Below are 14,373 nucleotides of genomic sequence, written 5' to 3' on the forward strand. Positions count from 1 at the left end.
TCCGGCACTGAGCGGCTCACGCGCCGGCTTCTTTCTTCTCCGTGTGTCGAGGACACTACGAGAGGAATTGAGAACGTCAAACTGGGGGATTGAAAAATGAGCTTTTTTCGAAGCAGTGGCGATCGCGTGCCGAGCGCTATCGAGGCGATGGCGCAAGAGGCACGTGCAGGTCGCATGGACCGGCGCGAGTTCCTGGCGCTGGCAAGCGCCTTCGGCGCATCGACGGCGTTTGCCTATGGCATGATCGGCCTTGCGGTGCCGGATCGGGCCCTGGCCGAAGAGCCGAAGAAAGGCGGAACGCTGCGCGTCTCGATGTCGGTGAAGGGGCAGAAGGATCCGCGCACTTACGATTGGGTGGAACTGGCGAACATTTCGCGCTGCTGGCTGGAGCCGCTGGTCCGCTACACCAGACAATTCACATTCGAGCCGGTCTTGCTCGAAAGCTGGGATATCAACGACGACGCCACCGAATATGTGCTGCATCTGCGCAAGGGTATCACCTGGAACAACGGCGATGCTTTCAACGCCGATGACGTCGTTCAAAATCTGACGCGATGGTGCGAGAAGAATGTCGCCGGCAATTCCATGGCCGCACGCGTCGGCGCGCTGATCGATGCAAAGACCGGCAAAGCCAGGGATGGCGCTATCACCAAGGTCGATGACCTCACGGTCAAGCTGAAGCTCGGCGAACCCGACATCTCGCTGATCCCGAACTTGACCGACTATCCGGCCCTGGTGGTCCATCGCAACTTCGATGCCGACGGTGCCGATCCGATCAAGAAGCCGATCGGCACGGGACCGTTTGAACTGGTCTCATACGATGTCGGCCAGAAGGCGGTCGTCAAGCGCCGTGAGAATGGCAAATGGTGGGGCGGTGAAGCGCCGCTCGACGGCGTCGAGTTCATCGACTACGGCACCGATTTCAACGCCTCGATCAATGCATTCGACTCTGGCGAGATCGATCTCAATTTCGAGACACCGGCCGACTTCATCGACATACTCGACAAGATGGATCTGGTGAAAACAGAGGTGGCGACGGCGACCACGCTGGTTGCCCGCACCAACATCACCCACAAGCCTTATGACGACCAACGGGTCCGAAACGCCCTGCAAATGGCCGTCGACAACAATGCCGTGCTCGAACTCGGCTATGCCGGGCGAGGCACCGTCGGCGAGAACCACCACGTCGCCCCGATCCACCCGGAATATTATCCCCTGCCAAAGAAGACACGCGACGCCGCCGGCGCCAAGAAGCTGATGGCCGACGCCGGACAGGCAGACTTCGAGCATGAACTGATTACCGTCGAGGACGATTGGCAAAAGAACACCGGCGACGCGATCGCCGGTCAGTTGCGCGATGCCGGAATCAAGGTGAAGCGCACGGTGCTGCCGGGTTCGACCTTCTGGAACGACTGGACGAAATATCCCTATTCGATGACGATCTGGTACATGCGCCCGCTCGGCGTTCAGGTGCTGGCGCTCGGCTATCGCACTGGCGAAGCCTGGAATGAATCGGCGTACTCGAATCCGGATTTCGACGCCAAGCTCAAGCAAGCTCTCTCGCTCGTCGACGTGGAGAAGCGCCGCGAGGTGATGAAGGACGTCGAGCAGATCCTGCAGGATTCGGGCGTCATCATTCAGCCATTCTGGCAGAAGCTCTACAGCCACACGAACAAGAAGGTGAAGAACTACAGCATCCATCAAACCTTTGAGATGGATCTCCAGAACGTGTGGCTGGACGCATGAGTTAGCTCCCAAGCTGGCAATGACCGCCGACACCTGTTGCAGAAAACAGGTGCCGGCGGGCCGAGAGTGGAGCCAGTTGCACTCTGCCCACGACAGCCCTCAAGCTGGATATACCAGCTCTCGCCGCCCCGCGAACAGTAGGCGAGGAACGAATGCTTCCTAACTACCCTTCGGCGACTCCCAGGTAACCTCTTCAGCGGGACTCGGCCCCAGTCAGGCAGCAGGAGGCCTCGGTGAAGAGCGGAAAGAACGGTCTTTACGACAATCTGAAGCGTCAGATTCTGACGATGGACCTCGATCCTGATCCGGACCTGGACGAGGCGAGCTTGAGCGCACGCTACGGCCTCTCCCGAACACCGGTTCGCGAGATTTTTCGTCGGCTCGAGGTGAAGGCTATATCGATATCCGTGCCAACCGCGGCGCGCGCGTCATCCCCATGAACCATCAGACGCTCAGGCACTTCTTCCTGGTCGCGCCGATGATCTATGCCGCGATCGGCCGCCTTGCGGTCCAGAACTTCAAGCCGAAGCAGCTTGCCGACCTCAAGGACACACAGGAACGGTTCCGCACGGCAAGCGTCACCGGCGACGTGCTCTCCATGGGGCTGGAATCGCTTCCGCGAGATCATCGGCGAGATGTCGGGCAACGCCTACCTGCAGCCGAGCCTTGGCCGACCTCTGATCGACCACGCCCGGATCGGCCACACCTTCTTCCGGCCGCGTACAGATGACATGCGCCGGTGACTGCGGCTCGCCTGCGACCACGATGATGGCTTCATCGCTGCAATCGGCTCGCACGACGAGGACACGGTCGTCGACCTTGTATTCGAACACTGGGAGTTGTCGCGCGAGAACATGGAAATGCTCATCGCCCCGCAAGGAATGAAGGCAGATGCGCTTGTCGAAACGCCTGCCGGATCGATGGAGAAATCGTCTTGAAGTTCGAAGGTATCTACACTCCAGCCAACACGCACCATTGGAACGGGCGCTATCAATGCAATAGCATTTGTTCTCATCCCGATTTGGTTCAGATAAGCTCTTGCGCTCCGCCCTCGCATGATACGGAAAACGGGTCCGAAGAGCTGTGATGCCAAGACCGTACGATCTCTCCTCGGTGACCGCTCTCATCTGCTTCGAGGCGGCCGCCCGAAATGCGAGTTTCAAAAACGCAGCCCAGGAATTGAACGTGACGCCGGCGGCGATCAGCCACCAGATCAAGGCGCTTGAGGGTGATTTGGGATGCAACCTGTTCCTGCGCATGAGCCGCGGTGTCGAATTGACTGAGAAGGGGGCGTTCTTGTTCGTTGCCGTGCAGCGCGGGCTTGAGACGATTTCCGACGCCGTAACGCACATGCGCGATCGCCCGGAAACCGCTGACGTGACCATCCGGACAACGACGGCCGTCAGTTCGCTATGGCTGACACCGAAGATCTCAGCCTTCTGGAAAAGCCATCCTACCGTCGCTGTCTCGCAGATCGTCAGCGACGTTCCCACAAAATCCGTCCGCTGCGATCTAAGTATTCAGTACGGAGATCCGAAGGAGAATCTCGAAGAGTGCCACAAACTTTTTCAAGATCGCATTGTCGCGCTCGGAACTCCAAGGTTCGCCGCCGAGCACGGCATCGGCCGAGTTGAGGATCTGCTCAACGCACCTTTGATTCATATGGATAACGAGGAAACCGACTGGACGAACTGGCCGGACTGGTTTCAAGCGCTTGGCCACACCATGCCAAAGGGCCGCAGGTTTTCCGTGAACAACTACATGATTGCCCTCCAAGCCGCTCAGGATGATATCGGGGCGGTATTGGGGTGGGATGAATTGGTCAAAAGCCTGATTGAACAAGGACGGCTGGTCACCCTTGTGCCCGAAAATATTCCATCACCCATGGCGTTTTATCTGAAAATCCAGCCCAGGGCAGGTTCGAAAGCGCGGCTTTTTGCGAGCTGGCTCACCAAGAGCTCTTGAGTGGCTGCTCTCTTGCTCGCGGACTTCTTTTGGCGGCATGACACCACCGCGCTCGCTATGCCTTGGCTAAGTGGGCATAGCTTGCTGCGAAACGCCCGAATTTGTGCTCGCCACAGGTCACCGGTTTATAGCGACGCGGGTTGCTATTCGTGACGCAGGACGCCAGCGGTTCGATGATTGCATCGAAATCAGCATCGATAAAGAAGGGGATCGAATACCGCTCCCGCCCAGTGGTGTTGATCACGCGGTGCATATTCGCCAGATAGAGATCATTGGTGAGCCGCTGGATCAGATCGCCAATGTTGATGACGAAGGTGCCGTGGATGGGTGTGCCCTCTACCCAGTCGCCGTCGCGATTCATGACCTGCAGACCGCCCACGTCGTCCTGCGCCAGAATGGTCAGATTGCCATAATCCGTGTGCGCACCGATACCGATGATGTTTTCCCCGACGTAGCCCCCTTGCGAAGGGTAGTGGAGAAGGCGCTGGATACTGATCGGGTTTTGCATCAGTTTCTCGAAATGATCTTCCTGCAAGTCCAGACTGAGCGCGATGCCCTTCAACAGGGTTTTCGCGAGGATGATCATTTTTTGATGGTATGCGTATGTCAGCTCGGAAAACTCGGGCAGGGTTGAGGGCCACTGGTTGGAGCCAAAAAACGGACCTTCCAGGGTCGAACGCTCAGGGCCGATATCAAAGCATTCTTTGAGGTCTTTCGTCTTGCCTGGATCGGTGTTTTCCCCGAATGGCTCGATGTATCCGCGCAGTGCGACATCCGATTTGCTTACGTGCAGCTCCATCTTCTGGGGCATGGGCAAATCAAAAAACCGGCGGCTCACATCGAACACCGAATCGACGAACTCCTGGGGGATCCCATGGTTCTTCACGTACATGAAGCCAGTGTTCGACAGCGCCCAACGTATTTGCTTGGCCACCGCCTGCTTGTTGCTGCCATCGAGAAGTGGGGCGATGTCGACCACCGGAATCTTGTCGAAGCTTTCGCGCTTCGCACGCAGCTTGTCGTCCAGTTTGGCAACGAGATCTACGGACATTGAGCACCTTGGTTTGATGGAGGAAGACCGGGCGGACCTTGGCCCATTCGGTCCGATCTCCTCAACTGCAATAATATTGCTTTCGGATTACTTCTAATAACCTGGTGTCACCTCGGAGCACCGCTGCCTATGCGACGTTGACGACAGGATCGCCGTGACATCCAAACGAGGAGCGCTTCGGTGCGGAAGAACTTTAGGTGGTTCGTTCCTGCGCAGCGATTTCTCGTATCCAGCTTCGCAGGATTTCGGCAGCGGGCGAAAGCGTGCGGTTATCGTTCCAGGTGAGATAATAGGCCCCTGGCGCAGGAAGCTCGAGTTCCGTCAGCCTGACCAGTTTACCGTCCTCGATCTGTGACTTCACGAGCCGATGCCAGCCCAGCGCCACGCCCTGGTCAGCCTGAGCCGCCTGCATGGCTACAAGGAATTTGCCGAATCGGCGGCCGCGGGTCGGACCATGAGGCACGGACGCACGACGCAATACCTCATCCCAAATCGCCCAGTTTGGATCAACCCAGTCAACATGCAGCAAGGGAAGGTCCGGCAAGGATGCTGCCGTCGCCTCTCGATGCGCTGTAGCAAACTCCACCCCGCAGACCGGATAGATGGTTTCGCTGAAAAGAAGCTCGGCATTCTCGTCAGGCCAGGAACCGAACCCGTATCGGATGCGCAACTCCACCTCGGCCCTTCGATAGTCACGCTGATTGTCGGAAATCAGATGATCGACTGCAATCTCGCCGTAGCGAGTCCAGAAATCGGGCATGCGCGGTATCAGCCACATTGTAGCAAAGGCGTCAGAACAGGCGAGGGTGACGTTCTTGGACCGATCACCGCGCTTGACGGTGCGGACAATCTCAGCTGCGCGCGAAAAGCCGCTCGCTAGAACGCCATAAAGGTCCTCGCCGGCGCTCGTCAGCATCACCCCTGAGCCCAGCCTCACAAACAACTGAACGCCCAGTTCGTCCTCGACCGCCTTGACCTGCCTGCTGACCGCCCCGGGAGTCACATTCAGCTCTCCCGCCGCCAGTTTGAATGACAAGTGCCTGGCGGAAGCTTCGAACACGGCGAGAGCTGTCAGGGAGGGCAGGTCATAATATCGGCGAACCATTTTGGGCTCCAAACATTCGAAAACCGAGCGGCGCAGCGATTTCGGCAAAGGCGTAGGCGAGACATCGGCACGACATTGTGATTGCTGCCATGCATACACCAGATCGCATCAGGCGAAAGCTGGCGCTGTCGGGACTGCAGGTATTTTCACCCGGCACATGCTGACCGTCGCAACTCATTAAAGGTGAGAGTACTGCAGGGGGACGTGGGAATGATTTTCGGGCCAGCTTTCAATGATGAGCTGCATTTCCCATAACGATGCCAATCGGATCAATCGTGATCGACGAGGCCAAGCCACGGACCGCCGCATATAAGTCAACACGCGCGTGAGACTTTTGCAGTAGGTCAAATGGGCGAGTTGCAGCAATAGTCGCGCGGGGTCCGGCTGCGGCCCGCGTTGTTGTACCTCTTGGAGGCCCGCATGACCGTTGACGCGCAACTCTCTCGAAGGGGAGGGCGCGATGCGCGCCGGATTGTTCGGACCGCGCCGAAAGTGCAGATGCTGCCGACGCTCAAGCGCGGGCTACCTGTTGTCGAGCCCATGGATGCAGAGCAAGTAGAACGCATTCACCAGGCGTCCTTGGCAATCCTGGAAGACATCGGCGTTGTATTCCGCGACCCAATCGCTCTTGAGGACTGGAAGAGAGTAGGCGCCGACGTTCGCGGTGAGCGAGTCCATCTGGATCGCGGGTTGGTGATGGAGCTGATCAAAACCATCCCGCCCGATATTGAGTATTTCGCTCGCAACCCGGCGAAAAACGTGCAGCTGGGCGGCCCGAATTCGATCTTCGTGCCGATGACCGGCGCGCCTTACATGCGCGATCTTGACGACGTGCGTCGCGGCCCGACCATTGCGGACTTGGGGACCTTCCACAAGCTGGCGCACATGATGCCGGCGTTGCATTCATCGGCGCACCACATTGTCGAGCCGATGGATATCGTCGTTGCGCACCGGCATCTGCACATCACCTATTCGTCGATGAAGCATTCCGACAAGATCTTCATGGGCATGACCACCTCGCCCAAGAATGCCGAGGACGTGCTCGACATGTGCGAGATTCTCTTTGGCAAAGGCTTCATGGACACGCATGCGGTCACGACTGGCAACTGCAACGGCAATTCTCCGCTCGTGTGGGACCAGGTCATGCTTGGCGCCATGCGCGCATTCTGCCGGCGCAACCAGCCAGTGCTGTGCTCGCCATTCGTGCTGGGCGGCGCGAACACGCCTGCGTCGACGGCGGCTGCGGTGGCACAGCTGAATGCTGAGGCGCTGTCCGCACTCGCCTACACCCAAGTGATCCGCAAAGGCTGCCCCGCCATCTACGGGCATTACCTGTCGACGGTCTCCATGCAGTCCGGCGCCCCGATGGCTGGAACGCCCGAGATATCGCTGATGAACTTCATGATCGGCCAGATGGCGCGACGCTACAACGTTCCGTGGCGCACATCGAACCTGCTCGGCGGCGCCAAGATTTTCGATGCGCAGGCCGGCTACGAAAGCGCCATGACTATGATGGCGGTGCTGATGTCCGGCGCCAACTATATCTGGCACTCGGCGGGCTGGAACGAAGCCGGGATGCATTGTTCCATCGCGAAGTTCGTCGTCGATGCCGAGGTTTGTGCCATGGGCTATCGCATGACCCAAGGTATCCACTGGGATGATTTTGACGAGGCCTTGGCCGCCATTCGTGACGTCGGACCCGGTGGCCACTATCTTGGACATGCGCATACCCAGGCCAACTTCGAACGCGCATTTTTCATACCAAAGCTCTTCGACAACAATTCGATCGAGCAGTGGAAGGTCGACGGCTCCAAGGACATAAAGCAAAGGGCGCTCGACCATGCAAAGCACCTCCTGGGAGAGTACCAGGAGCCTAAGCTGGACCAGGCCAAAGATGAAGAACTGCGCGCCTATATCGATCGACGCTCGCGCGAAATCCCGGCGGTTGACGCGCTCAACGATGACTATTGAGGGTCATCATGCGCATCAACAGGATCAACGTCTACTCGACCCAGCTTCCCATCAAGGGTGGCGCGTACAAGATGGCGAGCGCCGACGTCCACTCATTGGACAGCACGCTTGTCGAGGTTGTGACAGATGACGGCATTACGGGATGGGGCGAAACCTGCCCCGTCGGCCCAGTCTATCAACCCCATCACGCGCTAGGGGCTCGGGCGGCGATAGCCGAGATCGCGCCCGGCCTGATTGGAGAGTCGACCCAGTCGCCGCGACATCTGGCCAAGCGGATGGATGAAAGACTGAATGGGCACAACTACGCCAAGGCGGCGCTCGACATAGCGTTCCTCGATCTCATCGGTCAGCGTCTCGGCGTGCCGGTGTCGACGCTGCTGGGCGGAGCGCTGACAGACCGCGTGCCGTCCTACTACTCTACGATCGTGGGCTCTCCGGACGAAACCGCGCGTATCGCCGCCGACAAGGTCAAGGTGGGCTACCCGCGTATCCAGGTCAAGATTGGTGGTCGCAACCTGGAAAAGGACGCGGCGACAGTGCACAAGGTCTGGGAGGCTGTGGGACTCAAGGCAAGCATAGTTGTGGACGGCAATCGAGGTCTATCGGTGGCGTCTGCCCTTCACCTAGATCGGCTTTGCCAAAACATCCCGTTTGTGTTCGAGCAGCCCTGTAACAGCATGGAAGAGATTGCATCTGTCCGGGGCAGGGGTACCCATCCCATCTATCTGGACGAGAACACCGAAGACCTGAATGCGGTATTGCGGGCCATCTCATCGGGTATTGCGGATGGTTTTGGCTTCAAAGTCACGCGTCTGGGCGGACTGACCAGAATGATGACCGCTCGCGATATGTGTTCCATCCGGTCGCTGCCGCACACCTGCGACGACGCATGGGGCGGAGACGTGATCGCGGCCGCCTGCGTGCATCTCGCCGCAACGGTCGACCCGCGGCGCTTCGAAGGCGCGTGGATCGCCCAGGAATATATTGAAGGTCACTACGATAAGAAGAACCCCGTGGTCATAGACAATGGCCATATCGCCGTGCCGCAGCGACCTGGCCTCGGTGTGAAGCCCGAAGCAGGCATCTTTGGCGTCCCGGCAGCGAGTTATGGTTCCTGATGAACGCTGTGGCCCGCATCCCCGAAACCTGCAACTCGGTCCACGCTGACGCTGCGTTTCAAGTGTCGGGGAAGCCGCATGAGATCGCCGTGCTCGTGTTGCCGGGATTCTCCCATCTAGCGCTTCACGCCTATGTCGAGCCCTTTCGCATAGCCAACTCGGTCTCGCGCCTTCCTCTCTTCCGCTGGCGGATTGCGGGGATCGACGGCCAAGCGGTTGTGGGCGCCAATGGACTATCGATACCCGTGGACATTACCGTCGAGGAATTGACAGGGGGCGAGTCCTACAGTTGCAGGCTTGACCAGCTCGCCGTCGTGGCGGGCGAGCCGGTCGAGAAGCAGATGACGCCTCTGTTGCATGCATTCCTGCGGCTCCTGGTCCGGCGAGGAGTATCGATATCGGCAATCGGCACGGCGACGTGGCTGCTCGCCCAGACGGGCCTGCTCGCGGATACCCGTTGCACCATTCATTGGTCGCGGCTCGCGGCTTTCTCTGAGGTTTTTCACCAGCCGCGCATTCGTGATTCCCTGTTCGTCAGGGATGGCCAATATTCAACCTGCGCCGGTGAATTGGCGGCGTTCGATCTAGCGGTGGACCTTATTGCAGGTCACGCAGGCGCCTACATCGCCCAGGAAGTCTGCCGTCATGCGACGGTAGAGGGCCAGCGCTCCGGTTCGAACCGCCAGACGGGCCCCTCAGGCCTGGCGTTTGCGGGAGTCAGCGACAAGCTGGCGATGGCCATGCGCATTATGGAAGAGAATGTGGAGACTCCGCTGTCGATGGGTGACGTTGCCGATAGGGTTGGGATCTCCCGCCGGCAGCTTGAACGCCTTTTCGCAACTCACATAGGTCAACCGCCGGCTCGTCACTACCTCAGGGTCAGGGTCGACCACGCCAAGCGCCTGATCGAAGGCACGCGAATGCCCATCATCGACATCGCCGTTGCTTGCGGGTTTATGTCAGCGTCGCATTTTGCCAAATGCTTCCGCATCATCAATGGCTTTTCGCCGCAGGAGTGCCGGGCAATGGTGCCCGTTTGGGTCGGGCCGGGGCTAGGTTGAAAAGCTCAGCTGCAGCGAAAGCTTCGTCTCGCCGGCAAGCTTTTTTGTCCCTCTGGGCGGATGCCTGATCAGTATAGGTTGAGGAGAATTTGATGAGATTCGAAGGGATATACACGCCCGTCATCACGCCACATCATGACGATGGTTCGATCGATCGCGATGCGTTCACCAAAATCGTCGAGCACCTGATAGCATCGGGTGTGCACGGCATCATCAGCGGCGGGTCGACGGGCGAATACTATGCGCAGTCGATGGACGAACGCGTCGAAATGGCTAAGTTCGCCAAGGAAGTCATTGGCGAACGCGTGTCACTTACCATAGGCACAGTCGCTATTCGTCTGGAGGACTCGATCCTGATGGCCGAGACGGCAGCCAAGATCGGGGCTTCTGCCATTCTCGTCGGATCGCCTCCCTATTCGGTGCCCACCGAGCGCGAAAACGCACTGAACGCCTTGGCGATCGACCGGGCGGCGGACCTCCCGATCATGCTGTATAACTACCCGGGCCGCATGGGGATCAACATGGGCGAGGATTTCCTCGACCGCGTCGCCCGCAGCCGCAATTTCTGCGCCATCAAGGAGAGCTCCGGCGACATCAACCGGGTGCATCTGCTAGCCCGCGACTACCCGCATATCCAGATGTCCTGCGGAATGGACGACCAGGCCCTGGAGTTCTTTGCATGGGGAGGGCGCAGCTGGGTCTGCGGCGGTTCGAACTTCCTGCCGAAGGAACATCTCGCGCTTTACCGCGCATGCGCGGTTGAAGGCAATTTCACCAAGGGGCGTCGGATCATGTCCGCCCTGATGCCTCTGATGCGCGTGCTGGAGCAAGGTGGGAAATTCATTCAATGCATCAAGCATGGCTGTGAAATGGCGGGATTTCGTGCCGGCCCCCCACGACCGCCGCTAAAGGGATTGAACAAGGACGATATGCGTCAACTGGAACAAGTCGTGCGGGTCCTGAAGTGCACGATTGCGGACATTGAAGCGGAGGCATGAGCATGGGCAATCTTCTCACACACGACGAATATTCCGCGATTGCCGCCAAACTGGAATTTCCGACACAGGCATTCATCGACGGCCGCTTCAGACCGGCAATCTCGGGCAAAACATTCGAAACGACCAATCCGGCCACGGGCAGGGTACTGGCGAAGGTTGCCTCCTGCGGTCCCGAGGACGTCGACTTTGCCGTACAAAAGGCACGCGACGCGTTCGAGGACGGTCGGTGGTCGCGCCTTCATCCGTCGGCGCGTAAGGAAGCTCTCATCCGCCTCACCAAGCTCATGAAGCGCAACGCTCACGAACTGGCGGTTCTGGAAAGCCTCGACAGCGGCAAGACGATCTACGACTGCGAGAACGTCGACGTTCCTGAAACCATCCACTGCCTCGCCTGGCATGCGGAACTGATCGACAAGATCTACGATCAGGTGGCGCCTGCCTCCGACAATCACATCGCAATGATCGTCCGCGAACCGGTCGGTGTCGTGGGCTTGGTCCTGCCCTGGAATTTCCCGCTGCTGATGCTGGCCTGGAAGATCGGACCGGCACTCGCCGCGGGCAACTCGATCATCGTCAAGCCGGCCAAGGAAACGACCTTGACTGCGCTGCGTGTCGCCGAGCTGGCAATGGAGGCGGGCATCCCCTCCGGCGTCTTCAACGTGCTGCCGGGCGGCGGCTCCGAAGTCGGGGAGCCGCTTGGGCGACACCTGGACGTGGATATGGTGTCGTTCACCGGCTCGACGGAGACCGGAAGACGCTTTCCGCGCTATTCGGCAGAGTCGAACCTCAAGGAAGTGACCTTGGAGATGGGCGGCAAGAACCCGGCTGTCGTGCTGGACGACGCGGAGAATATCGATCGCGTCGCCGCCCACATCGTGAACGGCGCGTTCTGGAACATGGGGCAAAACTGCTCCGCCTCGTCGCGGCTCATCGTTCAGCGCGGCATCAAGGACGAACTCCTCAAGCGGGTTATCGCGCATGCCCGGGAGTGGCCGATGGGCGATCCGCTCAATCCCGAGAATCGGGTGGGTGCGCTGGTTTCCAAGGCGCACTTCGAAAAAGTCTGCTCCTATTTCGAAAAGGGCCAGAAGGTGCTTCTCGGTGGAAAGGCAAAGGATGGGTTCGTGGAACTCACGATCCTGGATGTCAGCGACCGCGGCGCAAAGGTCGCGCGGGAAGAGATCTTCGGACCGGTCCTGACGGTGCTGACTGTCGAGAGTTTCGATGAGGCGATCACGCTTGCGAACGACACAGAGTACGGACTGTGTGCGTCGATCTACACATCGAACGCGAAACGAGCCATAAGGGGAGCACGTGCGATCCGGGCGGGTACCGTGACCGTCAACAGCTTCGGGGAGGGAGACATCACAACGCCCTTCGGAGGCTTCAAGTCTTCCGGCTTCGGTGGCCGCGACAATGGCATTCACGCCCACGACCAGTACACCAGAATCAAGACCATCTGGCTTGATCTCACCGATGACGCAGATGAGGCGGTTGCGTGACCATCCACAAGGCTGAAAGGCTGCCGGTCCAACGGGGGCCGGCAGCCTGGAACGCCATCCTCCCGGCCCAACCCTGTTCCGCGCCGCTTGAAGGCGATCTCCGCGTCGATGTCGCCATAGTCGGCGGCGGCTTCGCCGGTCTTTCAGCCGCCAAACGCCTACGCCAACAAGACGCGAACCTTCGGATCGCGGTTCTTGAGGCCGGCGGTCTCGCGGAAGGCGCTTCCGGCCGCAACTCCGGCTTCATGATCGACTTGCCTCACGATTTGCAATCCGATGATTACGCCGGAAAGGGTGTGGAGGAGGACAAGAAAATGATCGCGCTGAATCGCGCGGCCATTGGCTTCGCGAAGGAGTGTGTTGAAGAGTACGGAATGCACCCCGCCTATTTCGATCCGGCGGGCAAGATCAATGGCGCAGCCAGCGAGACCGCGCGCGACCTCAACGCAAGCTACGCCAGACACCTCACTGAATTGGGCGAAGCCAGCGAGATGCTCGACGCCAAGGCGATGCATGAGGTAACGGGAAGTCGCCACTACACGTCTGGCCTTTTCACGCCGGGAACCGTGATGATCCAGCCGGCGGGCTATATCCGGTCGCTTGGTACAGGCCTTCGACGCGACGGCGTGTCTGTGCTCGAGAGATCCCCTGTCTCAAAGCTCGCAAGAGTGAACCAGGATTGGACGCTTGCAACGCCCAATGGCCATGTCACCGCAGCGAAGGTCATTCTTGCCAACAACGGGCACCTTGAAAGCTTTGGCTTCGCGCGCAAGCGCCTCATGCATGTTTTCCTCTACGCCTCGATGACTGCCGAACTCGACGCTGAAGTCCTTTCCAAGTTGGGAGGGCAGCCTCGTTGGGGCGTTACCCCTTCCGATCCGATGGGTACGACGATGCGGCGCATCGACACCGCACAGGGCGGAAACCGTATCGTCACCCGGACCTGCGCCAGCTATCTGCCTGGGATGGTGCCGTCAAAGTCAGCAGTCGCCCGCGCGGCAAAAGTCCATCGGCGAAAATTCGCCGACCGCTTTCCTGCCATCGCCGATGTTCCGATGGAATACAGTTGGGCCGGACACCTGTGCCTGACCTGGAACGGTGTCTCGATGATGCGCGAACTGGAGCCGGGTCTTTTCTCGGCCTGCTGCTGCAATGGCCTGGGAACGGTGCGCAGTACGCTAACCGGCATCGCCGCCGCCGACATGTTGTTCAACCGGTGCTCGGAAATCTCCGCGCATTTCATGTCTGAACCAGAACCACCGAAGCTCGTGCCGTCGCCTTTCGCCGAGATCGGCGCGAACCTCTATTTCCGTTGGAAAGAGTGGAGAGCCCGTGAGGAGTAGCGTACCCGTGTATCTCGACGAAAACACAGAGGACCTTTCCACTGTGATCCGTGCGATTGGAGAGGGAGTATGCGACGGCTTCGGAATGAAGATGACCCGCATTGGTGATCTCCATGCAATGGCGACGGTGCGGGATCTTTGCGAGGCACGTTCAATGCCTCACACTGGCGACGACGCGTGGGGCGGCGACATTCTCGCCGCCGCCTGTGTTCAAATGGGTGCGACCGTCAGTCCCCGCCTGAACGAGGGCGTCTGGATCGCGGCACCGTATATCGAAGGCCACTATGACGAGAAGAATGGAGTGTCCGTTGAAGCGAGACACGTTAGGCTTCGGAGGGGGCTGGCCTGGGAGTTGTTCCGCAGCAATCCCGCTTGGCCCTCCGGTGGCATCTTATAGTTTATCGGCGAATGCCAGCCGACCGAGAGCGATCCCGGCCGGCACAAGTCACGAACTTGCGGCTCAAGACGGAAGGGCCAGCCACCCTTGACATGTCGTCAAGGCGTAAAATGGGA

The 14,373-nt window shown here is 59.3% G+C and carries 11 protein-coding genes and 1 pseudogene; 10 read left to right on the top strand and 2 right to left on the bottom strand.

Features of this window, described 5'->3' with window-relative positions; all coding sequences use genetic code 11:
- The first annotated feature begins 96 nt into the window (after positions 1-96).
- The 3 genes and pseudogenes from FJV83_RS18210 (at position 97) to FJV83_RS18220 (ending at position 3,711) form a co-directional block, all read left to right on the top strand.
- A complete protein-coding gene (locus FJV83_RS18210) occupies positions 97-1,746 on the top strand; it encodes an ABC transporter substrate-binding protein (protein WP_095774055.1) in 1,650 nt (549 codons plus the stop codon).
- 233 nt (positions 1,747-1,979) lie between these two features.
- A pseudogene (locus tag FJV83_RS18215) lies at positions 1,980-2,684 on the top strand (GntR family transcriptional regulator).
- A 148-nt stretch (positions 2,685-2,832) separates the two neighbouring features.
- Positions 2,833-3,711: a LysR substrate-binding domain-containing protein gene (locus FJV83_RS18220; protein ID WP_095774056.1), complete on the top strand. Its 879-nt coding sequence runs from the start codon at positions 2,833-2,835 to the stop codon at positions 3,709-3,711.
- Positions 3,712-3,766: 55 nt separating this feature from the next.
- On the opposite strand, the gene FJV83_RS18225 is transcribed toward FJV83_RS18220, so the two are convergent.
- Positions 3,767-4,762, bottom strand: coding sequence for a 2-oxoglutarate and iron-dependent oxygenase domain-containing protein (locus FJV83_RS18225; RefSeq protein WP_095774057.1), 996 nt, complete (start codon positions 4,760-4,762; stop codon positions 3,767-3,769).
- Positions 4,763-4,955: 193 nt separating this feature from the next.
- Positions 4,956-5,867 carry a LysR substrate-binding domain-containing protein gene (locus tag FJV83_RS18230; protein WP_095774058.1) on the bottom strand — a complete coding sequence of 304 codons (912 nt, stop codon included), beginning with the start codon at positions 5,865-5,867 and terminating at the stop codon, positions 4,956-4,958.
- Positions 5,868-6,287: 420 nt separating this feature from the next.
- Here FJV83_RS18230 and FJV83_RS18235 point away from each other — a divergent pair, with 420 nt between their 5' ends.
- The 7 genes from FJV83_RS18235 to FJV83_RS37025 all read left to right on the top strand — a co-directional run bounded on the left by FJV83_RS18235 (position 6,288) and on the right by FJV83_RS37025 (position 14,257).
- Positions 6,288-7,838, top strand: coding sequence for a trimethylamine methyltransferase family protein (locus FJV83_RS18235; protein WP_095774059.1), 1,551 nt, complete (start codon positions 6,288-6,290; stop codon positions 7,836-7,838).
- Between the two features lie 8 nt (positions 7,839-7,846).
- Positions 7,847-8,956 carry a mandelate racemase/muconate lactonizing enzyme family protein gene (locus FJV83_RS18240; protein WP_095774257.1) on the top strand — a complete coding sequence of 370 codons (1,110 nt, stop codon included), beginning with the start codon at positions 7,847-7,849 and terminating at the stop codon, positions 8,954-8,956.
- A complete protein-coding gene (locus tag FJV83_RS18245) occupies positions 8,956-10,017 on the top strand; it encodes a GlxA family transcriptional regulator (protein WP_095774060.1) in 1,062 nt (353 codons plus the stop codon). The genes FJV83_RS18240 and FJV83_RS18245 overlap by 1 nt, the downstream gene beginning before the upstream one ends.
- A 92-nt stretch (positions 10,018-10,109) precedes the next feature.
- Entirely contained in the window at positions 10,110-11,015 is a 906-nt protein-coding gene (locus FJV83_RS18250; protein ID WP_095774061.1) for a dihydrodipicolinate synthase family protein, read from the top strand.
- Positions 11,016-11,017: 2 nt separating this feature from the next.
- Positions 11,018-12,517, top strand: a complete 1,500-nt coding sequence (locus tag FJV83_RS18255; RefSeq protein ID WP_095774062.1) for an aldehyde dehydrogenase — start codon at positions 11,018-11,020, stop codon at positions 12,515-12,517.
- On the top strand, positions 12,514-13,860 hold the full coding sequence (locus FJV83_RS18260) for an FAD-binding oxidoreductase (protein ID WP_095774063.1): 1,347 nt from the start codon (positions 12,514-12,516) through the stop codon (positions 13,858-13,860). Before FJV83_RS18255 ends, FJV83_RS18260 begins: the two co-directional genes overlap by 4 nt.
- 7 nt (positions 13,861-13,867) lie before the next feature.
- A complete protein-coding gene (locus tag FJV83_RS37025; protein ID WP_280951241.1) occupies positions 13,868-14,257 on the top strand; it encodes an enolase C-terminal domain-like protein in 390 nt (129 codons plus the stop codon).
- The last annotated feature ends 116 nt before the right edge of the window (positions 14,258-14,373 follow it).

Source organism: Mesorhizobium sp. WSM4307, assembly GCF_007003945.1.
GTDB lineage: Bacteria > Pseudomonadota > Alphaproteobacteria > Rhizobiales > Rhizobiaceae > Mesorhizobium.

What these genes read in the sequence shown, in the direction of transcription:
- FJV83_RS18235 (WP_095774059.1), top strand. Translation starts at nt 6,288, where the DNA reads ATGACCGTTGACGCGCAACTCTCTCGAAGGGGAGGGCGCGATGCGCGC.
- FJV83_RS18220 (WP_095774056.1), top strand. Translation starts at nt 2,833, where the DNA reads ATGCCAAGACCGTACGATCTCTCCTCGGTGACCGCTCTCATCTGCTTC.
- FJV83_RS18230 (WP_095774058.1), bottom strand. Translation starts at nt 5,867, where the DNA reads ATGGTTCGCCGATATTATGACCTGCCCTCCCTGACAGCTCTCGCCGTG.
- FJV83_RS18240 (WP_095774257.1), top strand. Translation starts at nt 7,847, where the DNA reads ATGCGCATCAACAGGATCAACGTCTACTCGACCCAGCTTCCCATCAAG.
- FJV83_RS18245 (WP_095774060.1), top strand. Translation starts at nt 8,956, where the DNA reads ATGAACGCTGTGGCCCGCATCCCCGAAACCTGCAACTCGGTCCACGCT.
- FJV83_RS18225 (WP_095774057.1), bottom strand. Translation starts at nt 4,762, where the DNA reads ATGTCCGTAGATCTCGTTGCCAAACTGGACGACAAGCTGCGTGCGAAG.
- FJV83_RS18210 (WP_095774055.1), top strand. Translation starts at nt 97, where the DNA reads ATGAGCTTTTTTCGAAGCAGTGGCGATCGCGTGCCGAGCGCTATCGAG.
- FJV83_RS18250 (WP_095774061.1), top strand. Translation starts at nt 10,110, where the DNA reads ATGAGATTCGAAGGGATATACACGCCCGTCATCACGCCACATCATGAC.
- FJV83_RS18255 (WP_095774062.1), top strand. Translation starts at nt 11,018, where the DNA reads ATGGGCAATCTTCTCACACACGACGAATATTCCGCGATTGCCGCCAAA.